The following is a 22,882-nucleotide window of genomic DNA, read 5'->3' on the forward strand; positions in this document are numbered from 1 at the left end:
TGACGCGGCAGCGCCTTGCTGTCTGTTGGGTGTTGGAAGGCGTATGTCCGGGGTGGCAAACCGATGGAGGGCGCACTACTGTATGGACACGGATCACCGGCCCGTGGCCGGCTTTCACGCTGAACATTACACACGTTGAACACCAAAAAAGGAGTTTGCTATGCCTGGACGGCGAGTTGGAACCCTTGCGCTAATGGCCAGCCTGATACTGGCTGGGTGCGCAGAGAAGCCGGAAAGCGCAGATACGGTATACAGCGGTGGGCCTGTCCTGACCATGGCTGGTGATGAGCCGTCCTATGTGGAGGCGCTGGTGGTAAAGGATGGCCGGGTGTTGTTTGCCGGGGACAGCGAAGCGGCCGACGCCTACATTGGGCCTGAAACCCGCCAGGTGAACCTGGGCGGGCATACCTTGCTGCCGGGGTTTATTGATGCCCATGGCCATGTGTTTAACGCCGGGTTCCAGAAGCTGTCGGCCAACCTGTTGCCGCCCCCAGACGGCGGGGTTGACAGCATTGAGGCGCTCATTGAGGAGTACCAGCGTTGGCAACAGGACGGTGGTGGTTTGATCGAAGCGACCGGGTGGATTATTGGCTTTGGCTACGATGACTCCCAGCTGGCCGAACAACGCCACCCCACTGCGGATGACCTGGACCGGGTGTCAACGGAAATGCCGGTGCTGGCCATGCACCAGTCCGGCCATCTGGCGGCCATGAACCACAAGGGGTTGGAGTTGGCAGGTTATAACGTTGGGGTTGATGATCCCTCAGGTGGTGTTGTCCGGCGGGAAGCGGATGGCGTTACGCCCAATGGCGTTCTGGAAGAAATGGCCTTCTTCCAACCCGCGTTCCAGATGTTTGGCAGTATTGATGCCGCGACTAATGCGCGAATTGCACTAGCCGGGATAGACGCCTATACCCAGTTTGGTTTTACCACCGCCCAGGAGGGCCGTGCCAGCCGGGAGAATGCAGAAGCCTGGCAGGAACTGGCGGACGCTGGTCGCCTGAGCATTGATGTTGCCGTGTACCCCGACGTACAGGCCGCAGGCGATTTTCTGGAGGAGGTTGGCGTCAGCACCCGCTATCAGAACCACCTTCGTATCGCTGGCGGAAAGCTCAGTTTTGATGGCTCGCCCCAAGGCAAGACAGCCTGGTTGACTCACCCCTATGTTCACCCCCCGGAAGGGTTGCCTGAAAGCTATGCGGGCTATCCGGCCATCGTCGATGCGAACGAGCGGCAGCGTTTGGTCAACAAGGCATTCGAGAACAACTGGCAGTTACTGGTGCATACCAACGGCGATGCGGCGTCGGATGCAATGATCGACGCTGTGGAAGTTGCAGCGGACACCTACGGAAACGATGATCGCCGCACGGTGATGGTTCATGCCCAGACGGTCCGTGAGGACCAGCTGGACCGGATGCAGGCCTTGAAGATCATCCCGTCGTTCTTCTCTATGCACACCTTCTATTGGGGGGACTGGCACCGTGATGAGACCTTGGGGCCTGAGCGTGCCGCCCGAATCTCCCCTACCGTCTCAGCATTGCGTCGTGGTATGCGTTTTACTGAACACCATGACGCCCCGGTCGCCTTGCCCAGCGCGATCATGATCCTCCATACCACGGTAAACCGGACCAGCAGGAGTGGCGCGGTGATCGGTGAGGATCAGCGGGTCAGCCCCTATATTGGCCTCAAGGCACTGACCGAGTGGGCTGCCTGGCAGTACTTCGAGGAAAGTGACAAGGGTACGTTAGAACCTGGCAAGCTGGCGGATCTGGTGATACTGGACCGGAATCCGCTGACCATTGCGCCGGAGACTATTCGGGATATCCGTGTCATGGAGACCATCAAGCAAGGGGAGACGGTGTACCGGGCCAGCGAATAAGACGAGAAGGCCGCCTGCTTCCTGGCCTTCAGAACAGCCCCATCTGGGGCTGTTTTTCGTTGAGGTTGAGTGTCTCAAGCGCCGGCAGGCGCTGGTTGAGCAACTCGGTCCACTTCGTTGCAAGGGAGAGGGCGTCGCCATTATCAGGCATGTGGATGAACACGTAGGGGTGCCTGCCTTCTTCAATCCAGGTAGCTACCCGCTCCACCCAGGGGGCGAGGAACGGCGGGTTTGCGTCCAGATTTGGGTGGCCGATGTAGCGGATGACCGGGTCGGCCTCGACAGGGAGCAGGTGCACCGGAACCCGGGGCTTCTTGCGTTGGGCATCCCGTATCGCGTCATTGTCCGGAGATGCGGAGAACAGCGCCCGGCCGTCGAAACACACACGAGCGATCCCGCGATCCCGTAGCCCCCGGTTCAGCTTGCGTTCCTCCTCGCCTTTGCGGAAGAAGGCCGGGTGGCGCACTTCCACAGTGCAGGTCAGCGGTTCTGGCAGCGCGTCGATGAATGGCCACAGCCGGTCCAGGTGCTCCGGACCAAAGGCCGCTGGCAGCTGCAGCAGAAATGGACCCAGGACATCTTCCAGGGGAGCAATGATCTCCAGGAAGGATTGAACCTGAGCGCCTGCGCCGACCAATAGCTGGTCGTGGCTGATGGCCCGGGGAAACTTGAGCAGGAAACGAAAGTGCTCCGTGACCTGCGATCGCCATTGCCGGCATTGCTCCTGGGTTGGCGTGGCGTAGAACGTCGTGTTGCCCTCAACACAATTGAATACCTGGCTGTATCTGGCCAGCGGGCTGCTGCCTGGCGGCAGTCGGGGTGCCCAGTCTGGGTGTTGCCATTGCGGAGCGCCGAGGAAGTAGGGCCGGTTCACGGGGTGTTGCCCTCGTAAAAGCCGATTCCGGCGAGTGCCTCCCGAATGACCGCGACGGTGTGGTTACTGAGCTGCCGGTAATCGGGATAGGGCGTGAGCAGCAGGCGTTGGTCCGGGTCGATCGCGACCGCTGGGGCGGTGGCCAGCGGCTGTGCTCGGTGCTCCAGGGTGGTAAACCGCTGGAGGTTGTCCTTGCCGCCAATCCAGTGCCAGTGATCGCCAGGGCGTAGTTGGTCAGAGAAGTTCAGTGCGGTTCGCAGAAACAGCTCATTGTCACGGAACCCCCGCCAGTCGTCTGCCACCGGGCAGGCAACTTTTGCCAGCAGGGTGATGATCTTGCGCCAGTGGTTAGAGTTGGCCGCAATTAGCGCCTGGGCGCTGGGACACAGGGCCAGCTGTTCCGCGTGATCAGGGCGGTGTGGCAGGTAGAGAACCAGTCGTGGTTGAGAACTTCCCAGGTGATCCGGTTGGGCCATGCAGTGCGCACTCGCAGGAACAGATGTGTCAGGGCCGCTTATTGTCCATTCTTGCTGGCCACGCTGCAAACCGGAACCGGGTATGCCTCCATGATGTCGAGTGGGTGCTCAGACTGGGGACGGGATGCAAAGCGGGCATCCGTGCCCGCAGTTCCTTTTTTCAGGGTTCGGCTCAGGTGACCATTACTTCACAAGCTGTGAACCGCGGTACTCCATTTCGTTCTTGATACGGCCAAGTCCTTTGCCCTTGTCGGTTCCGTTAACGGCAGAGGTGGTCATCGCGAAGGTCAACACCGAGTGCGCGAGGGCATCGGACATCTGGTCGAGTGCTTCCAGACTGATGTTGTCGTAGGTGTCACACGCCAGGTGGTAGCAAGGATCAAGCTGCTCGCCTGCCGTGCCGCCGTATAGCGCCGCCTGGTCTGGGGTTTTCAGCTCTTCGGCCCCAGTGAATAATCCACCGGCGGGAATGCCGACTTCAATGAACGGGCCATAGTCGGAGCGGCCATCAAAGGCGGTGGGCTCGACTGGCAACGACATTTCCGCGAAGTACTCCAGGAACACCCTCTCGATGGTCTGGGAGCCATTGGGGCCAGCTAGCGGGGTGTCTGAGCCGTCGCCGTCATAGACGAAACGGACAAAGTTCGGTGAGCCGATCATGTCGAAGTTCAGGTTGAGGGCAATGTCTTTAATCTCCCGCGCACTGAGGTTGTCCACATAATGCTGCGCACCGAGCAGGCCGGCTTCTTCAGCGCCCCACCAGGCGAAGCGAACCTTGTTACGCGGAACGATTTGCTGGTTTGCCATCTGGATCGCGGTTTCCAGAATCGCCGCAGAGCCACTACCGTTGTCCTGGATTCCCGGCCCTTCGCCAACGGAGTCCAGGTGAGCGCCAACGACCACAATGCGGTCGTCACGTCCGGCTGTGGAGTCGGCGATGACGTTGGAGGTTGTACGGAGTCCTGAGCTGGCATCCACCATCAGCCGAACCTGAACACTGCCGGCGGCCAACTCCACCCCGACGTCGAAGGCTGCGCCCACAATCGGAATGGAAAAGTCGGGACTGCCCAGGGTTCCCAGAAAGGCGTCGGTACGCCCGGGTTGGCCCTCATTAAAAATGATGACGCCACTGGCACCAGCGTTCTGGGCATTGGTGGCCTTGATGGCAAAGGAACAGCTACCGCGCTGGACAATGGCGATGTTGCCTGGCGTAAAACCGCTGAAGTCGGAGGCTTCACAGCCACTGGTTGAGGTGTCGGCATCTGGGGCGGGAGGCAGGAGCAGGTCAACGGCTTCGGCCAGACCGGTGGCATCACCGCTGCCGGAGTAGGTCATGGTGGCAAAGCCGTCGACCTCAAAATAGGGGTAGACCGTTGGGTTAGGCGCCAGTTGTTCCATGACGGCAGCGGAGTTCTCTTCAAAGAACGGGTAGTCGAAGTCCTGGATGGTGACGTCATAGCCGGCGGCGACCATTTGCTCAACGACGTAAGCGACGGACGCCTGGTAGCCCGGCGATGAGGCCTCTCGGGTTCCTCCGTTGGCATCCGCGATGGCCTGGAACGCTGCCTGATGGCTTCGTACACCGTCAACGGTTACGGCTTCTCTCAGAGTGTAAGTGTCAACGCTGGTGGCTGAGTAGGTGGGCAAGCTGGCTGCCGCTGCAATCAGTGCCACGGTGTGGGAAACGCGCTTGAACGGTTTTTTCAACATGCGTAAGGCTCCTTGTTGGATTTGTTGTTCTTATCTCGTTACTCCACGGATACAACTCGCGCTTCTGATTGTAAAAATATGTAACAGCGACACTAAGCGTATCAGCTCTTGTCAGCCTTGCCAGTTTTTGGGGTTTTGGCCGTCAGGCCGGTGGTAAAAGGTTTGGCGGTCGCTTGGGGATAATTGGGACGGAGTGCACAACTTCATGACCTCCTGTTACGTTTTTTTGGGGTTTTCCCTGTAATGTCATAAAAGGCCATTACGGTTTAGCCACTTAAAAATTAACGAACATAATAAATAGGCTTTTCATGAAACACCTTTCCCGTCGCCAGTTCCTTAAAGCTTCCGCCCTTAGCCTGGGCGCAGTTGCCATCTCCACTGGATTGGCTGGATGCCTTTCATCGGATAGCGACAATGGACGTTCTATCGCCTTCACCCACGGCGTGGCCAGCGGTGATCCCCTGCAGGATGCGGTGATGTTGTGGACCCGGGTGGTGCCCGACAGCAACCCGTCAGCGGCGGTGGCTGTGGGTTGGGAGGTTGCCACGGATGAAGCGTTTGCCAACCTGACCCATACCGGAACCATCGAGGCCCGCCAGGAGCATGACTTCACCATCAAGGTGGATGTGCGAAACCTGCTGCCCGGGCAGACCTATTACTATCGGTTCAGCGCGGCGGGTCGCACGTCGGTGACCGGCATTACCCGAACATTGCCAGAAGGCTCTGTTGCCAGCGTTCGGCTGGCGGTGATGTCCTGCTCGAACTACCCCGCGGGACATTTCCATGTGTATGCCGCAGCTGCCCAGGAGCAAAACCTTGATGCTGTTGTCCACTTGGGGGACTACATCTATGAATACGATGGCAACGGTTACGCGACCGAGGATGCCGAAGCCCTGGGTCGCACCCTGCCGGCCGACAACAACACCGAACTGCTGACGCTGATGGACTACCGCAAGCGGTACGCCCTGTATCGCAGTGACGGGGACCTGCAGAGCCTGCACGCCAAAGTCCCGTTCATTACCGTGTGGGATGACCATGAGGTTGCCAACGATACCTGGCGCGAAGGCGCCGAGAACCACAACGACGGGGAAGGCGATTTCAGCGATCGTAAGCTCGCGGCGTTGCAGGCGTACTTCGAGTGGCTGCCCATTCGCCCGGTGGTGGAGGGTGATAACGAAACCATTTACCGTACCTTCCAGTTTGGTGACCTGGTGGCCCTGCATATGCTGGACACCCGGGTTATTGGCCGGGACCAGCAGCTGGATTACACCAACTACCTGACAGCAGGCGGTATCAATGCAGCCGCCTTCCAGACCGACCTGACCGACCTCAACCGGACCCTGTTGGGCGCGGAACAGTTGGGGTGGCTTCAGAACTCCCTGGCGCAGTCCACGGCGACCTGGGATGTATTGGGACAGCAGGTGCTGATGGGGCGGATGATGCTGCCAGCGGAACTGCTCAGCGGCTTCCTCAATCCAGACCCGTCACTGCTGGCGCTGTTCCAGGAACTGGCAGTACTGAAAGGCCGTTACCTAGCGGGTGACCCGACGCTGACGCCGGAAGAGATTGCACGGGTAACCACGGTGTTGCCATACAACCTCGACGCCTGGGATGGCTACTTCGCCGAGCGCGAAGCGGTGCTGGGAACTGCCAGCGCCCTCAACCGTAACCTGGTGGTACTGGCCGGAGACACCCACAATGCTTGGGCCAGCAACCTGACCAATATGCACGGCGATCAAGTAGGGGTCGAATTTGCGACCTCATCCATTTCGTCACCGGGCCTTGAGAAATACCTGCAACTGCCGGACGCTTATGTGCCGGGGGCAGAGCAAGCCATCACGGTACTGGTGGATGACCTGCAATACGTCAATGCCAGCCAGCGTGGTTATCTGATGGTGGAGTTTACCGCCACCGAGGCCAAGGCCGACTGGCGGTTCGTCACGACCGTCAAGTCCGCGGACTATGAGCTGGACACCAGCCGTAGTCATTCGCTGAAAGTGCTGCCTGGCGCCGGTAACCGAACGTTGGTACCGGTGGTGTAAGCTCGGCATAAGCGCGAGTGATCCGCCAACAGCCCCCGATTGGGGGGCGTTGGCGGGGCAGGTGGCATTGCCCCTCGGCTAGCGCAGCCACGCCTGCAGGCGCAGTGTTGCGAAGTCGCGGAATGCACGAACGCGGGAGTTGTTGCGCAGGTCTGGGTGGTTAAGCAGCCACAGGCCAATATCGAAGCGGAACTGCTCCGGGGCGACCATCTGCAGGTGATGGTCGTCTGGTAGCCGGAGTGGCGAAAGAAGGCTGACCCCCATGCCTGCGCAAACGGCTTCGTAGAGTTCGCTGTAATTATTCGTTCGCAGCACCACGCGAGCCTGGGGCAGCGCAGCTTTGAGCCGGGCCTCCAAATCCAGGTCGCTGTCATGACCGGTCCAGATCAGCCACGACAGGGTTTCCGGAGCAGCACCGCTGTTCAGCTTCAGGTAGTGATGGCTACCGTATACCCGAATGGGGAAGCGTCCCAATTGACGCCCGATGAGGTGCTCGGGTGGACTGTCGGTCAGCCGCAGGGCCACGTCAGCCTCCATTCGGCTCAGGTTGCTGAAATCGGCCGCTGCGGTCAGTTCCAGCGCGATGTTGGGGTAGTGGTGGTGGAATTCGGTCAGCAGGGTGGCAAGGTTAAGGATGCCTGCATCCGGTTTGGCAACTTTCAGGGTGCCGCCCAGTGCGCTTTCCCGGCCACGGAACACCCGCTGAATCTGGGTGATCTTGTCGGCGACCTCCTGGGCGTGCTGCTGTAGCGCAAGCCCATGCTCCGTGAGTTGGTAGCCATGGCTCAGGCGGTCGAACAGACGAATGCCCAGTTCCTGCTCCAGCTTCTCCAGCCGCCGGGCCACGGTGGAGTGATTGACCTGCAGCTGCTTGGCAGCACTGCTGAGGGAACCGCAATCGGCGACGGCTAGGAAATATTCGAGGTGGCTCCAGTTCATCTGTGCATATTTGCACAATAAATGTGCCTAAGTCGATAATTTACGGTCAGTTGGTTCGGCCTTCATACTGTTTCCCATGAGTGTTCCATTCGACCCATTCCGGGTGTCCCGGCACCCTAGGTGCGTCTCAAGAGGAGCGATGTGATGGCCCTGCTGCCCTTTAAATCCAATCATAAACCCCACCGTTTTGACCTTAAGGGACGGCGGGCGCTGGTGATTACAACCAGTCAGCAAACCTTGGATACCGTGGACCCTCAGACGGGTGCGGTGCTGAAGACCGGAAAGCCCACCGGCGTCTATGCGGCTGAAATGACAGAGCCGTACTACGTTTTTCGAGATTCTGGGTTGGACGTCGATCTGGCGAGTATCAAAGGTGGGCCGATTCCCATTGAGCGGGAGTCTCTCTGGTTTCCCCTCCGAACCGGGTACGACCGCCGTTACCTGAAGGACGAGGTTGCCCAGAGCAAAGCGGCGAACTCCCTTTGCATTGCCGACATCACTGTGGAGGATTACGACATCCTGTTTATGGCCGGAGGCTGGGGGGCGGCTTACGACCTGATGCAGAGTGCTTCGTTGGGCCAAAAGATCAGTGAGGCCTATGCCGCTGGCAAGATCCTGGGCAGCATCTGTCATGGGGCCCTTGGGTTCATAGGCGCGGTGAAGCCAGACGGCAGCCCGCTGGCCCGTGGGGTCAGGATCACAGGGGTCACCAATCGTCAGCTGAAGGTGCTGGGTGTGACCGACACACCACGGCATCCAGAGACCGAGCTGCGCCGAGTCGGTGCTGAGTACGAATGGACCCGTAATCCCATTACCGACCTGTTTGCCAATCACGTGACCGTGGATGAATCCCATAACATCGTGTCTGCCCAAAACCAGAAGGGTGGGGCAGAGGTGGCCGAGAAAGCGCTAGAATTGCTGGCAAAGCGTACCTAGACGACGGCTAGCATCCGACCGCTGCCGGTCACGAGCTTGGATTCAAACCCCTGACTGACGCGGCTATGCGGTAGCCTGAACACCTGCTACACCTTCTGTGCCTCGGCCAGAATACTCAGGGCATGGCGACGCTTCGCCGGATCATAGATGTCGATGGTGAACATCAGCTCGTCGACGGTCACGGTGGCCAACAGCTCATCCAGTTGCTGGCGCAGGTTGTTGGCGTCGCCGAGCAGTTGCAACCCCAGGAAATCACGAACGCCGGCTTCCTCACCTGCGTTCCATAACCCTTCCATAGACTCCACAGGCGGGTGCATCCACAGTGGCTGGCCCCGGAACAGCGCGAGGATGCGCTGGTAGCTGGTGGTGGCCAGGAACCGGGCCTCGTCCGTCGTATCGGCGGGAACGGCCGGCACGGCAAGCATACTGTAGGGGGTCTCCAACTGAGGCGAGGGCTGGAAGTTCTCTCGATAGATCTTCAAGGCTTCCCGGTAGAGGCGGGGCGCAAAATGGCCCGCGAAGGCGTAGGGCAAACCGCGGATTGCCGCGAGCTGGGCGCTGTACAGGCTGCTTCCCAGTAGCCAGATCGGCACGTTGGTGCCGGCACCGGGAATTGCCTTCAGGGATTGGCCGGGTTGCAGCGGTCCAAGCAAGGTTTGCAGCCGGGCGATGTCTTCTGGAAATTGCTCGGCTCCCAGGCCATCCCGACGCAGGGCGTTGGCGGTGACGGGGTCGGTACCCGGTGCCCGCCCCAGGCCAAGGTCAATTCGGCCTGGGTACAGACTTTCCAGAGTGCCAAATTGTTCGGCGATTACCAGCGGAGGATGGTTGGGCAACATGACGCCACCAGACCCAACCCGGATGGAATTCGTCTGCCCGGCGATATGGCCGATCAGAACGGATGTGGCGGAGCTGCTGATGCCTTCCATATTATGGTGCTCAGCGAGCCAGAACCGTTTGAAGCCCAAGGCCTCGGCCTGTTGGGCGTAGGCCACGCTGTTGGCCAGAGTAGTGCCGACAGAATCACCGGCACGCACAGAGGCGAGTTCAAGCAGGGAATAGGCCGGGTGGTTGGTCATAGACGTCTCGCAGGCTCAAAAGTGTAGGGTGCTACCTATGCAGTCGATATGGTGGCGCCTGGCGGGGATTCAAGGTGTGGGGCTGGGAATTCGGATTTGCCGCTGTTGTCGGGTAGACTTTCAGGGTTGACGAGGCAATGGCCTCACTCCGCTAATCCTACCAGAGTCCACCATTCATGGCTGAAGATCCACTGAAAGCCCTGTCCGATATGGCCAGCGATGCCCATGCCCGCATTCAGGCTGCCCATCAACACATTAACCCGGTGGTAAGCGTGCGTCGGGGTATGCGTGATGTCGGTATTCCCGCTGATGCCATGACCTTCGACTGCCTGAGAACCCAGCGGCGTATTACCCTGATTCTTCACGATGAGCAGCCGGGGCTGTTGATGTATCAGTTCGTGACCATTGACGATGAAGTGGCTGACGAGTTCCAGCAGATGCCCCTGGCGGCGGTCAGTGTGGACACGCTGGTTGGGTGGATGGAGAGCTATTTCGCCTGAGCCTTGGTGACTCAGCCTGTGTTGCAGGGAGATGAAAACCTGGCATGGTACTCGGCCAGCCAGGCTTCCAGCTCGGGCAGCGGTAGCGGCCGGCATAGCCAGTACCCCTGGACTTTGTCACACCCCATGATTTTCAGCAGATTGGCGGTTTCCTCATTCTCGACACCTTCGGCAACCACGTCGTAACCCAGGCCATGAGCCATGTTGATGGCAGTCTGGACGATGACCTTTGAGCTGTCACTGTCGTCGACATCAAGAATCAGCGACTGGTCCAGTTTGAGTTCGGTGGCGGGCAACCGTTTGAGGTAGGAGAGCGACGAATAGCCACTGCCAAAGTCATCGATGGAAACCCTGAGTCCGACGTCTGCGAGGGTCTGCAGGGCCCGCAAACCGAGGGCTGGGTCTTCCATGGCGGCGGTTTCTGTCAGTTCAAGCGTAAGTTGGTCTGCCTTGACCTGGTGTCGTGCCAGCGTTTGTTCGATGGTGCCTTTCAACTCGCCGGATACCAAATCACGGGCTGATATATTGATGGAAACACCGAGTTGGGGGTGGTTTTTCAATAGGTGGGCCAGGTCAGCGGCGCCGCGATCGACGGCCCACCGGGTCAGCTGGGAAATGACTCCGGTTTCTTCCGCCAGTGGGATAAATTCGGCCGGGCTGACCGCTCCCCGTTCCGGGTGATGCCAGCGGATCAGGGCTTCCAGTCCAACAATTCGGCCGCTGGCCAGACAGGCTTTCGGTTGGTAGTAAAGCTCGGTGGTATTTTGCTGCAAAGCCTCACGCAAATCGGACATCAGAGTCAGGCGACTTTCGCTGTAAATGTCGTGGTTTTTTGAGTAAAAGCCTGTTTCCAGCTGACCGTGAGGGGTGATTTCCATGCCCACGTGGGCGTTTCGGATCAGCAATGCGGCGTTGTCGCCGTGGCTGGGGTAGCTGGAGGCACCGAATTTCGGATGCGGCTCAATGGCCAACCCGTCCAGGATCACCGGCTTGGACAGCAGCCGGAGTGTATTGTTCAACTCATCGAAGCGGTCCGCGACCTTATTGGCGTTGACCAAAACCCCAAAACAGTCGCCAGAGAGTTGATAAACCCGTTCTTCCCGTCCCTGTTCATCCAGGCAGCTTTGGACACTGGCCAGGTTCGAGGCCAGTTGAGACATCTGCTCGGCCATTCGCCTCAGCAGCCGCTCACTACGGTTGAGCCCCAGCGTTCGGTTGATCTCATCCAACCGGGTGATCCGTGCCACGCCAACCAAATAGTGACCGGCCGGGTCCTCCGCCAGTTGCCGGTTGACCATTCGCTCGAACCGGTTGCGGTTCGGCAGCCCGGTGACGGGGTCATGGGTCATGGCTTCCGTGAGTCTCTGGTGGGCTTCATTTCGGGCTTTTTCCTGGAACAGGGTGTCTGCCTGCGCGCGGATTTTTTCCTCCCGCTCGCGGTATAACCGGTCTGCCAGGGCCAGAGTCAGTATGAACGCCTCCATCCCTGAGCCCAGTTGCATGGCGTTTTCTGTCAGCATGTTCTCGGGCAGCACACCCAGGGCCAGGCCCGACGTAGCTAGGACGCCGACCGTCAGCGGTGTCCACGCCACCGTAAAGAAAGCCCCGGCGCGAACACCGGCCATCCAGGTAATTGGCCCGGCGACAAACAGCAGCGAGAAAAATAGCAATGCGGAAATGGCCGACCACGTGATGGCCGTTTGGTAGCTCATCAGCTGGGCGGCAAACAGGAAGGAAATTTCGAAGCAGAGCATGCCAAGAAGAGCTTTATCCAGTTTGGGACTGTGCTGCTTGGTCTTCAGCAACTCGCGGCAGAACAGGATGGAGAACAGTGCCAGCAGTGGCATGGATATCAACAGCACGCGGGCATGGAGTCCCGGGAAATGAGGATAGAAAATCTGAAAACTGAAACCTTTGATCGCAGCGAAATACAACAGGTAGCCGAAGATGGCCAGGGCGTAATACAGGTACAGTTTTTCCCGTAGGGTCAGAAACACTGCAAGGTTGATCAGCAGGATGACAGTGAGGCTTCCGTAATAGAAAAAGTGAAACTTCTGCTCGGTGGATGCGGCTGCGAAAAAGGCGTTTTCCCGCCAGATCTGTAACGGCAGAATCATTGAGCCTGCTGTCACGGCCCGGATGTAGAGGGTTTTCTCCTGCCCCGGTTGCAGATTGAAGCGCATCAGCATATTGGGATGATCAACTTCCCTTGGGTAGAAGGGGCGGGTGTCCCCGGTCTGGAACTCATGAACCTGCTCATTGCCCGAGAAAACAAAGAAGGAGACGTCATCCAATTGGGAGTAGCCAAGCTCCGTTACCAGGTTAACGAATCTGGCGGTGTCATTGCGGATGGAGAAGCGCAGCCAATAGGCCGAAGTCGTAATACCCATGGCAGCATTGCCGCTGGGCTCAAATTGCCACTGGTCTTCCGGTAACGCCTGAACCTGAGCGAGTGTGGCCGTTGCCCCGGTGTCTTCCCAATATTGGAACGGGCTGTTGATGGGGGATTCGTCGACAATCGTAATCACTTCCGCCTGGGCGGCAGCCCAGCCAAAGGCGATGATCAGCGCAAACAGCAGTCGAAGCATATGGGGCAGCATCCTGATCAGCCAATCGCCCTTACTGTCCTGAGCATTGAAATGTGCAGTGACAAAGCTGGACTGCCCGCAGGTACTTACGAGAGGGTTGTTGATGGCGCATGGGGCTCCTGTTTGTTGTTATGGGTTGTCGCCATGGTCACACTATCCTATCGCCAATGATCATCCGAGTTGAATACTTTTCCTGTAGAAAAATGTGTATGGTCACACTTCCGGTTTCACCCCGCGTTTCAGGGGGGCTTTGGTGTGGCCCCATATCATCAGCCGGTGATTCCGGCAGGGCCATCGGACCTTGGTGTAAGGCCATCCTGGTAGGTGCTCCACGGGTTTCGCCGCGACCGGCACTGGCTTCGTCAAGCGCCAAGGTAGTATGCTTCCCGGTTCATCAACAATAATAATGAGCTCTGGGCTTGTCGCATGAGGTTCTTGGCTTCGGTTCGTGACTATGGATGACATTAACCTGCGTTCTTTGCAGCATCCGGAACTGTCTCAGGCGGCGGTTGCCTCCATTCGCCGGACTCTGGACCGGCCCAACCTGTTCCTGAAAATACCGGCCAACCTGAAGGCAACGTACCAGGCGTTCCAGCACCGGGACCTCTCCCGTTATATCCGGCACGGGGCTCCGCCGCTGTTCGTGCTCGTTGTTGGTTTGATTGCCCTCAATACCTATTTTTACCGTGACTTGCTCCAGGGCGATAACCTGAGGTTGTGGTTATCGGGGTCGTTATTTGTCATTGCCTGCACCGTCGCGGGTATCGCTGCGGTGTGGAGTCGCTGGGGCCGTCGCCACTACTCAGCGGTGGTTACCGTGCTGTCGACGCTGGTGATAACCAAACTGGCGTTGTTCCCGAGTGCTTTCAGTGACGCTACGTTGCGTGTATTTGAAGCCTATTCCTGCGTGCTTGCGGTCATCGTTGTTGTGCTGGCACTGCGGCTCCCGTTCCGCCATATCATCATCGTCGCGCTGGCATCGACGAGCCTGGTCTTTCTGCTGGATCAAATGGTTCCCAGCTACCAGCTGAACCTGGTGAACTTCCTTTACTACTACGTGTTTATCTCGGTGGTGTGCCTGTTCATTGCGTGGCAAATGGATGAGCGCGAAAAAACGGAGTTTTTTCAATGGCTGCTGATTGGCTACAACATGCGGTTGAACGCGGAGCTTCAGGAAAAACTCAAGAACCAGGCCAACCGGGATTCGCTGACCCAGATTCCCAATCGCCGGGCGTTCGAGGAGACGCTGGAGAAAGAGTGGGAGCGCCTTCACCGCCAGCAGCAACCGTTGTCGTTGCTGTTCATGGATATCGATTACTTCAAACCGTTTAACGACACCTGTGGCCACGATGCCGGTGACAAGTGTCTGAAGCAGGTGGCCTTGAGTATCCAGGCCAGTTTGAATCGTCCGCCGGACATGGTCGCCCGTATTGGTGGCGAGGAGTTTGTGGTGCTGCTGCCCGACACGGATGCGGAAGGCGGCGGGGTGATTGCCTCACGGATTCAGAGTCAGCTTGAGCAACTGGCCATTCCACACCCGGCATCGGATGTGAGCCGGCTGGTCACACTGAGTATCGGTGTTGCGACGATCGTCCCGGACAGCGAGACCAAACCCAAATCCTTGCTGAAGGCCGCCGATGCCGCGTTGTATGACGCCAAGGCGGCAGGCAGGAATCGAGTCATGCACGCAGGCGGTTCTTCGCCGGCCGCGCAATAACAGGAGTTCTCACATGGTGTTTCAGATGTATCAGGACGTTGGCTTTGATATCACCCGGATTGATACCGGCATGATGCGGGAGGGCCTCGCCGCCTGTTATCTGCTCAAAGGTGGAGATAGCTACGCAGTAATTGAAACCGGGACCCATAATACCGTTCCGAGAATCCTGGCGTTGCTGGAAGCACAGGGCATAGCGCTGGCGCAGGTTAAATACGTGATCCCGACCCATGTCCATCTCGACCATGCCGGTGGTGTTGGCGGCCTGATGCAGGTGCTCCCTGAGGCGACGTTGCTGGTGCACCCGCGGGGCGCCCGTCATATGATCGACCCGTCAAAGCTGAAGGCTGGAGCGATGGCGGTGTATGGGGAACAAGCGTTCACCGACATCTACGGTGATGTTATCCCGGTGGATGAGCATCGGGTCCGGAGCATGGAAGATGGCGCAGAAGCCATGGTTGGGGATCGCAAGCTGGTGTTTATCGACACCCCTGGTCACGCCCGTCACCATTTCTGCATCTACGACCCCACCTCAAACGGGATCTTTACCGGGGATACCTTTGGTTTGAGCTACCCGTCGCTGGATAGCGAAAAAGGCCCGTTTATCTTTCCGACCACCACGCCCGTCCAGTTCGACCCGGACGCACTGAAGGACTCCATTCGCCGGTTGCTGGCTCTTAATCCAGCGCACATGTACCTCACCCACTATGGGCGTGTGGACAACCCGGAGCCGCTGGGACAGCAATTGCTGGATATGGTGGATGACTTTGTGGCGCTGGCTGAACAGTGCGCGGAAACTTCCACGGACGAGGAGCTGGAGGCCCGCTTGATGGATGCGGTCGGAACCTACCTGACCCAGCGCCTGGAGGCTCATGAGTGCCCGTTGTCGGCAGCGCAGGTGCAGGAGGCTTTGGGGCTGGATATCCGGCTCAACAGCCAGGGCTTGGCGGTGTGGCTTCGGTCGCGGGGTAAATAAGTCCGGACGTCAGGATTTCCAGTCGTCTTCTTCCTGCTCGCGGGTGTTCAGCTCATCCTGCCGCTGGCGGATCTTCTTCAGCTTATCGTCAGACAGACGCATGCTGTTAGCCGAGTCCCTGAGCAGGAACAGGCTGCCGAGGATCATGCCAAGGGCAGCAAGCAGGATAATCCAACCTATCATGGGCATGGGTGTCAGCTCCCTGGTTAACCGGTTTTGCTCTATAGTGAACCAGCTGGGCGCCGCTGAATAGCTCGCGTTGCTTCAGCGTCCATTGTCAGCTGGAACCTATCTCATGTCGTTTTCCCGAATTTACGATATTGCTGCGGCCCGAAAGGGTGGTCCATCCGTGTTGAGCGATCTGCTGCCAGAGGTGGCTGGTCCCGGTGAACTGGCGGCGCGCGGCGATGACCGTTACCTGTCGGAGGTGACCCGCTGTGTGTTCAAGGCCGGGTTTGTCTGGCGGGTCATTGATAACAAGTGGCCAGGTTTTGAAGCGGCCTTTGAAGGGTTCGTGCCGGTTTACTGGCAACAAGTCGGCCCGGAGGTGCTGGAAGCGCTGGCCAATGACGAGCGGATTGTCCGTAACCTGCAGAAAATTCGCACTGTTCCCGACAATGCGCGGATGATTGTGGACGCTGCGCGGGAGCATGGCAGTTTCGGCGCATTCCTGGAACAGTGGCCATCAGACGACCAGGCCGGGCTGCTGCTGTGGCTAAAGCGGAACGGCGCACGGCTGGGGGGCAATACGGCTCAGTATTTCCTGCGGATGGTGGGCTGGGATGGCTTCGTTCTGTCTCAGGATGTGGTGGCCGGCTTGCGCCGGGAAGAAAAGCTGGACGCCTCGCCGGGCAGTAAGAAAGCCCTGATCGAAGCACAGCAGGCCTTTAACGACTGGCACCGGGAAACCGGTTTGCCCTACAGCCACCTGTCGCGAATTCTGGCTTACTCGGTGGGTGATTAAAAAAAAGCCCGGCCTGGGAGAGGAAACAAGCCGGGGAAGGGGTAACAGGGGCCGAAGCCCCTGTGTCGGTGGAACAGGTTTAGCTGGGCAGGAACTCTTTGCCCCAGCCAAGACCGGCGATCTTCCGCTCGATCATGGAGTCGATCTCTGCCGGGGTGTAGCCCACGTCCGCCAGCACTTCCCGGGTGGAATGACCAAACCGTTCGGTGGGGCGGAACGCCCGGACCTGTGCTTCGCTCGGGCGGATCGAGTAGTGATCCACCTGGGTGATGCAGTGGCCGCTGGGGTGGTCGCGGTAGACCGAGAAGGCAAAGCTGCCCTGGTCTGTTCCCGGTGTGCCATCGGCGTCACGGCTGTAGGTTTCACGCAGGTTTTCGATCGCCATCGGCACCGCCGCGGCAATGTCGGCGTCCTGGAGTGTCTTGGCCCAGTATGCTGCCGGGGCTTTGCTCAGGGCCTGGGTCAGGAACTCGCGGATGTCACCGGCCGCGGAAATACCCGCCAGTCCTTCCACCTGTTCCAGCTTGGCCAGTTCGCCACGGTTGGAGTCGATGAAGATCCAGCCTTCTGCCGTCGGGTAGAAGTGAGACAGTTCGTGGTTGCCCAGTGCTTCGCGGCCTGACGGCTCGTTGAACGGAGCGCGTCCGGCGTAATCGAAGGCAAACGGGGCCTGGGCCAGGTTGGTCACTGCTGACAGTGACGTCCGGGCACGGGAGACCACACCGGTTTTCTGCTTGCGGTACAGCGCGACCGCCATGCCCAGACCTGCCGCGAATCCACAGTTGACGTCCAGGGTGCCGAGGTGAGCATGTTCCTCTGGGGTGGCCGGCCCACCGAAGCGGCTCATGATGCCACTGTTGGCCTGAATGATGTCGTCATAACCGATGTAATCGGTCTTGGGTCCACGGCGCGGCCCGCCGAGGCAGTCCAGGCGACAGAACAGTACACCCGGGTGAACCGCCTGCAGCGACTCATGGTCCAGCCCCAGAGGCTTCATCTGCCGTTCCGGTGCGTTAATGACCACCATATCCACTGAGCGAACCAGACGGTTGAACGCTTCCCGGCCTTCGTCGGTGGTGATGTCCACCAGGGCGCTTTGCTTGCTGACGCCGGTCTGGAAGGTGAACAGGGTTCCGATCAACGGGTCGTACAGCGGGGTCACCGGGTCCAGCTTGATGACTTCCGCGCCAAAGCGGCTGAGGAAGGCTGTGGAGTGCGGACCCGCAATAACGTTGGTGAGGTCCAGAATGCGTACGCCGTCCAGCCAGCCCTTGCCGCTGACCGGCTGAATGTTGGTGCCAGTCGGTCGGGTCACGGTTTCTTCAGCGGCCACTTCGGTGAGCTCCGCCAGCGCTTCTGCGAAGTTGACGTTTTTGCGGGGACGCGGGGTCAGCATGTCGTCGGCCAGGTCTTCCAGCCAGGCAATGGGGCCGCCCTGTTTCATCAGACCATACTCAGGGTCGTCCACTTCAACAATCAGACCCGCGGCGTTGGTGTGTTCGTCATTGACCCACTCCTGGGTGGTGCGGTGTGGCGCGCCTGGAATCTGGCCTTCGCCGAACAGCTTGCCCCACTCGTCGGAGGTGCGGGTGAGGAAGGCCTGTTTCATTTTCGCGGAGATGATGTCGGCCCATTTCTTTGGCAACGGGTAAACACCGATCGAGGTTTCACCTTCCCATTCGGCAATTGGCATGTGCAGGTCTTTAACGTCCGGCAGTCCTTCCGCCATCAGCTCGTCGTAGATACCCAGCAGCTTCAGCGCCCGTTTGGCGTGGTTGCGGTGGGATGGGCACACGCAGTAGAACATGCGGCCATCGGCACACTCATAGGTGCGATAGAACGGGTCCAGGTACTCCTGGAGGTCGTCGTAGCTCAGGTCCATGGTGATGTTGTTGGCCTTGCGGTGCTCGATTTCCTCTTCCCGCATGGTCTTGTAGCGCTCCGGCAACCCTTCGATGACATAGGAGTTGTAGGACAGCCCCTCCATCAGGGCGGCGGCAACCGGTACTTCGATGCTGTCGCCACGGCCGGTTTTCTCACGCTCAAACAGGCTCAGTACCACTGAGCTGGCGGCCAGTGATACCGCGTAGGAGGAACCCAGGGGCAGCGGTGAGAAGCTGGGGTTTACGCCCATCAGTACCCGGTTGAAGCCCATGTCGGTAAAGGCGCCACAGGTTGCGGCGACAACGGCTTCGGTGGCTTTCCATTCTTTGCGCAGGTCATCGTTGCTGGCAAACCCAGGCACCGACAGGGTAATCAGCTCAGGGCGGGCAGCCCGCAGGCTTTCAAAATCAACTCCCAGTGCTTTCATAACTCCGGGGCGGAAGCTCTCGATGACTACATCGGCTTTGTCGATCAGTGCCTGGGCCTGAGCCAGGCCGGACTCTTCCTTGAGATCCAGGCGGAGACAGCTTTTATTGCGATTGAGTACAGCGTTGGCCGGATGGTCCCACTGAGGGCCTTCCGGTGGGTCAATGTGTACGACGGTCGCACCGAAATCCGCCAGTACCATGGCGACGGCCGGGCCGGCAATCTGTTGTCCGAAATCGACGACGCGTACACCTGCTAACGGAAGTTGGGTCTTGTTGTTCATAGCTGTTTGTCCTTCCTGTTTCTGGTTCCAACGCTGGCTGTACCGAGCCTCTGTTGGGGGTGTGTCTTGGTGATGTCGAGTGCCAGGACTCGATTGCAGCCATGGTAGGACCAGGAAAGGCAGGCGAACCAGCAATAAAAAATGACCCTAAGACCTCATTTTTTTTATGGCTGGTGAGGGGGGATGGAGCCATAAAAAAACTTTGGTCTAAGGGGCGCTTTTTATTGATTCAAATTCCAACTTATTTCTGTTGTAAATAGTGTCACTTCGATTCTGGCAGCCAAGCAGGCTGGTCAGCTCTCTGGATAGAGCCCATAACAACAAAATGACGAGGACGAAGTATGAGCAACAACTACAACAATATCGTGGTGCCGGTAGACCTCGCCCACGAGAGTTCGTGGCGACAGGCTCTGCCGATAGCCATCGATTTAACCTTGCAACATCAAGCTACTCTTCATCTGGTAACGGTGGTTCCGGATGCCGATGTTCCAGCCATCGCGGTTCACCTGCCAAAGGGCATTGACCAGCGAATCCGGGACAAAGGCCGGGACGACCTGGAAACCCTTCTGGAACGAGAAGTGCCAAAGTCGGTGACGGCTGCGATTGCCGTCGGCCAGGGCCGGATCGACAAACAGATCCTGCGTCTTGCCCGTGAGGCGAAAGCCGACCTTATTGTCATGGCCTCACACCGTCCCAGAGCGACCGATTACCTGATCAGCGCCAATGCTGCCTATGTTACGCGCCATGCCAAGTGTTCCGTGATGGTTGTGCGTGAAAACCCGGGGGAAGAGTGAAATGGATAACAAGAAACTGATGCAACGAGAGTCCGGCCTGCTGGTCGGCACCAACCCTGTCATGTCGGTGGGCGCAGGCCTGCTGGTGCTGGCATTCGTACTGTTTACCGTGATTGATCCCGAATACGCCAACGGTGTCTATTCGGCCATCAAGAATTTCATTTCGGCCGACCTGGCCTGGTACTACATCGGGTTCATGAGCTTTGTGCTGTTCCTGGTGGTATGGCTGGTGTTCAGCCGTTACGGCGATATTCGCCTCGGCAAGGACACCGACCGCCCGGAATTCAGTAACTTTTCCTGGTTCTCCATGCTGTTTGGCGCCGGTATTGGAATCGGCATCCTGTTCTGGAGCATCGCGGAGCCGATCTACCATTTCCAGAGCAACCCGTTGATTGCTGAAAATCAGCAAATGACGGTGGAAGCGGCCCAGGTTGCCATGCGCATCTCCATATTCCACTGGGGGCTGCACGGCTGGGCGTTGTTCGGACTGGCCGGGCTGATCCTCGGTTATTTCTCTTACCGTAAGGGCTTGCCGCTGTCGATTCGCTCCAGCCTCTACCCGATTTTCGGCGAGCGCATCTATGGACCGATCGGTCATATCGCGGACTTGCTGGCGGTGTTTGGTACGGTCTTTGGTATCGCTACTTCACTGGGGCTCGGTGCCCAGCAAATGAATGCCGGCCTCAACTACCTGATGGGGGTGGAGGTGTCCACCAGCACTCAGATTATCTTGATCGCCATTATTTCCGTGATCTCCACCGTGTCGGTGATGACCGGTCTGCACAAAGGGATTCGTCTGCTCAGCGAGCTGAACATGCGTCTGACCATGTTGATTCTCGGCCTGTTCATTGTGGTGGGTCCTACCGCCTATGTCCTGGGCGCCCTGGTCACGAATCTGGGGGACTACCTGGTGCACGCGGTCGAGCTGGGCTTCTGGGTAGATCCTGACCCTGAAGGGCAGTGGCAGGGCTGGTGGACTATCTTCTATTGGGGGTGGTGGATTGCCTGGGCACCATTCTGCGGCATCTTCATTGCCCGCATTTCCAAAGGACGCACCATCCGTGAGTTTGTACTCGGTGTGCTGGTGGCCCCGACCCTGCTGGCGGCTATCTGGATCACGGTCTTCGGTAACGCAGCAATGTACCTGGAACTGTTCGGCAACGGCGGCGTCGTCGAGGCTGTTAATAAGGACACCACTATGGCCCTGTTCGCCACCATCGAACTGCTGACTGACAGCGAGCTGATGATCATCGCCATGGCCGGTATCTGCACCATCATGCTGGTGACCTACTTTGTGACCTCCGCAGACTCCGCCACCCTCGTGATCTGCACCCTGATTTCCATGGGTAATGAGCACCCGCTGCCCCGTTACCGGGTGTTCTGGGGCGCAGCGATTGGTGCTGTGGCGGCCGTGTTGCTGCTGGCTGGAGGCCTGAAAGCGCTGCAAACCGCCTCGGTGGTCGCGGCCCTGCCGTTCTCCTTCATCCTGATGATGGCGATCTATGGACTGTTCAAGTCACTGCGGGAGGAAGTGTTGCCCGAAAAGGCCCGCGGGTTTTCACGACTGACGTCCAGAACTGCTGGGGTGAAGGCCGAAGCGGTCACCGGAAATCTTTAAGATCAAACGACTACATTGAGGAGTGACCATGTCTACCCAAGTGATTCTTCCGCGTGTCATGCAGATTGGTGAGGGGGCTTCCAACCAGGTGCCCGCCATCCTTGCGAGTCTGGGCTGCAGCCGTCCGCTCATCATCACCGACAAGATGATGGTAGAGCTGGGCTACGCTGGCACGATCCAACGCACCCTGGCTGAGCAGGACCTGGTAGCCGACGTCTTCGACGACACCGTACCGGAGCCCACCGTCGCGTCAATCCAGGCGGGCGTGGATAAGGTTCGGACCGGCAATTACGACTGCATCATCGCCCTGGGCGGAGGCAGCCCAATCGACAGTGCCAAGGCCATCGGCATTCTTGGCAAGTTCGGGGGCGAGATGCGGGATTACAAATTCCCCCGTCTCGTCGACCAGGTTGGCCTGCCGATCATCGCCATACCCACCACGGCGGGTACCGGCTCGGAAGTCACCCGGTTCACCATCATCACGGACGAAACCAACGACGAAAAAATGTTGTGTGTAGGTATCGGCTTTATGCCGGTGGCAGCCCTGGTGGACTACAACCTGACGTTGAGTCTGCCCAAGCGGATCACCGCAGATACCGGCATTGATGCGCTGACCCATGCTATTGAAGCCTACGTCAGTCGTAAGGCCAGCCCCTACAGCGACAGTCAGGCGCTGTCGGCCATGCGGTTGATTGGCCCTAACCTGCGCCGGGCCTACCACGACGGTGCAGACAAGGAAGCCCGGGAAGCGATGATGCTGGGTTCAACCCTGGCCGGGATCGCGTTTTCCAACGCCTCGGTGGCCCTGGTGCACGGCATGAGCCGGCCCATCGGTGCGGCCTTCCATGTGCCTCACGGGTTGTCCAACGCCATGCTGTTGCCGGCCGTGACTGAGTTCTCCATACCGGCAGCGGCGGATCGCTATGCCGATTGTGCCCGGGCCATTGGCGTGGCTGCGCAGGGTGACAGCACCGAGGAGGCCAACCGCAAGTTGCTCGAAGAGCTGAGCGCGTTGAACGACGAGCTGGAGGTGCCAACCCCGGAGCAATTCGGGATCGACCGCAGCGAGTTCTTTGAACTGATGCAGACCATGGCGGAGCAGGCCTTGCAGTCCGGTTCGCCGGGCAACAACCCGCGAGTGCCCAGCACCGACGAAATTATCGAGATCTACCAGAAACTCTGGTAGGCCGGACCCAAACA

General features: G+C 58.9%; 18 protein-coding genes. 10 read left to right on the top strand and 8 right to left on the bottom strand.

Annotated features, from left to right (window positions below; translation table 11 throughout):
* Positions 1-160: 160 nt before the first annotated feature.
* Entirely contained in the window at positions 161-1,879 is a 1,719-nt protein-coding gene (locus BMZ67_RS10340) for an amidohydrolase (protein ID WP_092022300.1), read from the top strand.
* A 28-nt stretch (positions 1,880-1,907) separates the two neighbouring features.
* Here the strand turns inward: BMZ67_RS10340 and BMZ67_RS10345 are convergent, their stop codons facing one another.
* The 3 genes from BMZ67_RS10345 to BMZ67_RS18770 all read right to left on the bottom strand — a co-directional run bounded on the left by BMZ67_RS10345 (position 1,908) and on the right by BMZ67_RS18770 (position 4,939).
* Positions 1,908-2,753: a DUF72 domain-containing protein gene (locus BMZ67_RS10345; RefSeq protein WP_092022302.1), complete on the bottom strand. Its 846-nt coding sequence runs from the start codon at positions 2,751-2,753 to the stop codon at positions 1,908-1,910.
* Positions 2,750-3,229: a DUF6942 family protein gene (locus BMZ67_RS10350; protein ID WP_092022304.1), complete on the bottom strand. Its 480-nt coding sequence runs from the start codon at positions 3,227-3,229 to the stop codon at positions 2,750-2,752. Before BMZ67_RS10350 ends, BMZ67_RS10345 begins: the two co-directional genes overlap by 4 nt.
* Before the next feature lie 183 nt (positions 3,230-3,412).
* Positions 3,413-4,939, bottom strand: coding sequence for a M28 family metallopeptidase (locus tag BMZ67_RS18770; protein WP_092022306.1), 1,527 nt, complete (start codon positions 4,937-4,939; stop codon positions 3,413-3,415).
* Positions 4,940-5,247: 308 nt separating this feature from the next.
* Between BMZ67_RS18770 and BMZ67_RS10360 the strand changes: the two genes are divergently transcribed.
* Positions 5,248-6,981, top strand: coding sequence for an alkaline phosphatase D family protein (locus BMZ67_RS10360; RefSeq protein ID WP_092022308.1), 1,734 nt, complete (start codon positions 5,248-5,250; stop codon positions 6,979-6,981).
* A 78-nt stretch (positions 6,982-7,059) separates the two neighbouring features.
* Here the strand turns inward: BMZ67_RS10360 and BMZ67_RS10365 are convergent, their stop codons facing one another.
* Positions 7,060-7,920 (bottom strand): LysR family transcriptional regulator, encoded by an 861-nt coding sequence (locus BMZ67_RS10365; protein WP_092022310.1) that lies wholly within the window; start codon positions 7,918-7,920, stop codon positions 7,060-7,062.
* A gap of 144 nt (positions 7,921-8,064) precedes the next feature.
* Between BMZ67_RS10365 and BMZ67_RS10370 the strand changes: the two genes are divergently transcribed.
* A complete protein-coding gene (locus BMZ67_RS10370; protein ID WP_092022312.1) occupies positions 8,065-8,856 on the top strand; it encodes a type 1 glutamine amidotransferase domain-containing protein in 792 nt (263 codons plus the stop codon).
* Positions 8,857-8,942: 86 nt separating this feature from the next.
* Here BMZ67_RS10370 and BMZ67_RS10375 read toward each other — a convergent pair whose 3' ends face one another.
* Positions 8,943-9,935 (bottom strand): LLM class flavin-dependent oxidoreductase, encoded by a 993-nt coding sequence (locus BMZ67_RS10375; protein WP_092022314.1) that lies wholly within the window; start codon positions 9,933-9,935, stop codon positions 8,943-8,945.
* A 176-nt stretch (positions 9,936-10,111) separates the two neighbouring features.
* Here BMZ67_RS10375 and BMZ67_RS10380 point away from each other — a divergent pair, with 176 nt between their 5' ends.
* Entirely contained in the window at positions 10,112-10,435 is a 324-nt protein-coding gene (locus BMZ67_RS10380) for a hypothetical protein (protein WP_092022316.1), read from the top strand.
* 11 nt (positions 10,436-10,446) lie between these two features.
* Here BMZ67_RS10380 and BMZ67_RS10385 read toward each other — a convergent pair whose 3' ends face one another.
* Complete coding sequence (locus tag BMZ67_RS10385) at positions 10,447-13,023, bottom strand: EAL domain-containing protein (protein WP_245749949.1); 2,577 nt, start codon at positions 13,021-13,023, stop codon at positions 10,447-10,449.
* Between the two features lie 454 nt (positions 13,024-13,477).
* Between BMZ67_RS10385 and BMZ67_RS10390 the strand changes: the two genes are divergently transcribed.
* Together BMZ67_RS10390 and BMZ67_RS10395 are read left to right on the top strand one after the other, a co-directional pair.
* A complete protein-coding gene (locus BMZ67_RS10390) occupies positions 13,478-14,740 on the top strand; it encodes a GGDEF domain-containing protein (RefSeq protein WP_092022320.1) in 1,263 nt (420 codons plus the stop codon).
* A gap of 13 nt (positions 14,741-14,753) precedes the next feature.
* The gene (locus BMZ67_RS10395; RefSeq protein WP_092022323.1) at positions 14,754-15,713 is read left to right on the top strand and encodes an MBL fold metallo-hydrolase; all 960 of its coding nucleotides are present in this window, start codon (positions 14,754-14,756) and stop codon (positions 15,711-15,713) included.
* 9 nt (positions 15,714-15,722) lie between these two features.
* Here BMZ67_RS10395 and BMZ67_RS10400 read toward each other — a convergent pair whose 3' ends face one another.
* Positions 15,723-15,902, bottom strand: coding sequence for a DUF2897 family protein (locus BMZ67_RS10400; RefSeq protein WP_092022325.1), 180 nt, complete (start codon positions 15,900-15,902; stop codon positions 15,723-15,725).
* A 106-nt stretch (positions 15,903-16,008) separates the two neighbouring features.
* On the opposite strand from BMZ67_RS10400, the gene BMZ67_RS10405 reads away from it, so the two are divergent.
* Positions 16,009-16,677, top strand: a complete 669-nt coding sequence (locus BMZ67_RS10405) for a DNA-3-methyladenine glycosylase I (protein ID WP_092022327.1) — start codon at positions 16,009-16,011, stop codon at positions 16,675-16,677.
* Between the two features lie 79 nt (positions 16,678-16,756).
* On the opposite strand, the gene BMZ67_RS10410 is transcribed toward BMZ67_RS10405, so the two are convergent.
* Positions 16,757-19,270, bottom strand: coding sequence for a CoA transferase (locus tag BMZ67_RS10410; protein WP_092022329.1), 2,514 nt, complete (start codon positions 19,268-19,270; stop codon positions 16,757-16,759).
* Positions 19,271-19,611: 341 nt separating this feature from the next.
* On the opposite strand from BMZ67_RS10410, the gene BMZ67_RS10415 reads away from it, so the two are divergent.
* The 3 genes from BMZ67_RS10415 to BMZ67_RS10425 are packed head-to-tail and all read left to right on the top strand — an operon-like array spanning position 19,612 to position 22,868.
* On the top strand, positions 19,612-20,064 hold the full coding sequence (locus BMZ67_RS10415) for a universal stress protein (RefSeq protein WP_092022332.1): 453 nt from the start codon (positions 19,612-19,614) through the stop codon (positions 20,062-20,064).
* Position 20,065: 1 nt separating this feature from the next.
* Positions 20,066-21,682 (top strand): BCCT family transporter, encoded by a 1,617-nt coding sequence (locus BMZ67_RS10420; protein ID WP_175481897.1) that lies wholly within the window; start codon positions 20,066-20,068, stop codon positions 21,680-21,682.
* A gap of 28 nt (positions 21,683-21,710) precedes the next feature.
* The gene (locus BMZ67_RS10425) at positions 21,711-22,868 is read left to right on the top strand and encodes an iron-containing alcohol dehydrogenase (protein WP_092022334.1); all 1,158 of its coding nucleotides are present in this window, start codon (positions 21,711-21,713) and stop codon (positions 22,866-22,868) included.
* The last annotated feature ends 14 nt before the right edge of the window (positions 22,869-22,882 follow it).

This window comes from Marinobacter zhejiangensis, from assembly GCF_900114775.1.
Lineage (GTDB): Bacteria > Pseudomonadota > Gammaproteobacteria > Pseudomonadales > Oleiphilaceae > Marinobacter > Marinobacter zhejiangensis.

Excerpts from the sequence above, each read along its gene's own strand:
- BMZ67_RS10340 (WP_092022300.1), top strand. The coding sequence starts at position 161 with ATGCCTGGACGGCGAGTTGGAACCCTTGCGCTAATGGCCAGCCTGATA.
- BMZ67_RS10350 (WP_092022304.1), bottom strand. The coding sequence starts at position 3,229 with ATGGCCCAACCGGATCACCTGGGAAGTTCTCAACCACGACTGGTTCTC.
- BMZ67_RS18770 (WP_092022306.1), bottom strand. The coding sequence starts at position 4,939 with ATGTTGAAAAAACCGTTCAAGCGCGTTTCCCACACCGTGGCACTGATT.
- BMZ67_RS10360 (WP_092022308.1), top strand. The coding sequence starts at position 5,248 with ATGAAACACCTTTCCCGTCGCCAGTTCCTTAAAGCTTCCGCCCTTAGC.
- BMZ67_RS10365 (WP_092022310.1), bottom strand. The coding sequence starts at position 7,920 with ATGAACTGGAGCCACCTCGAATATTTCCTAGCCGTCGCCGATTGCGGT.
- BMZ67_RS10370 (WP_092022312.1), top strand. The coding sequence starts at position 8,065 with ATGGCCCTGCTGCCCTTTAAATCCAATCATAAACCCCACCGTTTTGAC.
- BMZ67_RS10375 (WP_092022314.1), bottom strand. The coding sequence starts at position 9,935 with ATGACCAACCACCCGGCCTATTCCCTGCTTGAACTCGCCTCTGTGCGT.
- BMZ67_RS10380 (WP_092022316.1), top strand. The coding sequence starts at position 10,112 with ATGGCTGAAGATCCACTGAAAGCCCTGTCCGATATGGCCAGCGATGCC.
- BMZ67_RS10385 (WP_245749949.1), bottom strand. The coding sequence starts at position 13,023 with ATGCTTCGACTGCTGTTTGCGCTGATCATCGCCTTTGGCTGGGCTGCC.
- BMZ67_RS10390 (WP_092022320.1), top strand. The coding sequence starts at position 13,478 with ATGGATGACATTAACCTGCGTTCTTTGCAGCATCCGGAACTGTCTCAG.
- BMZ67_RS10395 (WP_092022323.1), top strand. The coding sequence starts at position 14,754 with ATGGTGTTTCAGATGTATCAGGACGTTGGCTTTGATATCACCCGGATT.
- BMZ67_RS10400 (WP_092022325.1), bottom strand. The coding sequence starts at position 15,902 with ATGCCCATGATAGGTTGGATTATCCTGCTTGCTGCCCTTGGCATGATC.
- BMZ67_RS10405 (WP_092022327.1), top strand. The coding sequence starts at position 16,009 with ATGTCGTTTTCCCGAATTTACGATATTGCTGCGGCCCGAAAGGGTGGT.
- BMZ67_RS10410 (WP_092022329.1), bottom strand. The coding sequence starts at position 19,270 with ATGAACAACAAGACCCAACTTCCGTTAGCAGGTGTACGCGTCGTCGAT.
- BMZ67_RS10415 (WP_092022332.1), top strand. The coding sequence starts at position 19,612 with ATGAGCAACAACTACAACAATATCGTGGTGCCGGTAGACCTCGCCCAC.
- BMZ67_RS10420 (WP_175481897.1), top strand. The coding sequence starts at position 20,066 with ATGGATAACAAGAAACTGATGCAACGAGAGTCCGGCCTGCTGGTCGGC.
- BMZ67_RS10425 (WP_092022334.1), top strand. The coding sequence starts at position 21,711 with ATGTCTACCCAAGTGATTCTTCCGCGTGTCATGCAGATTGGTGAGGGG.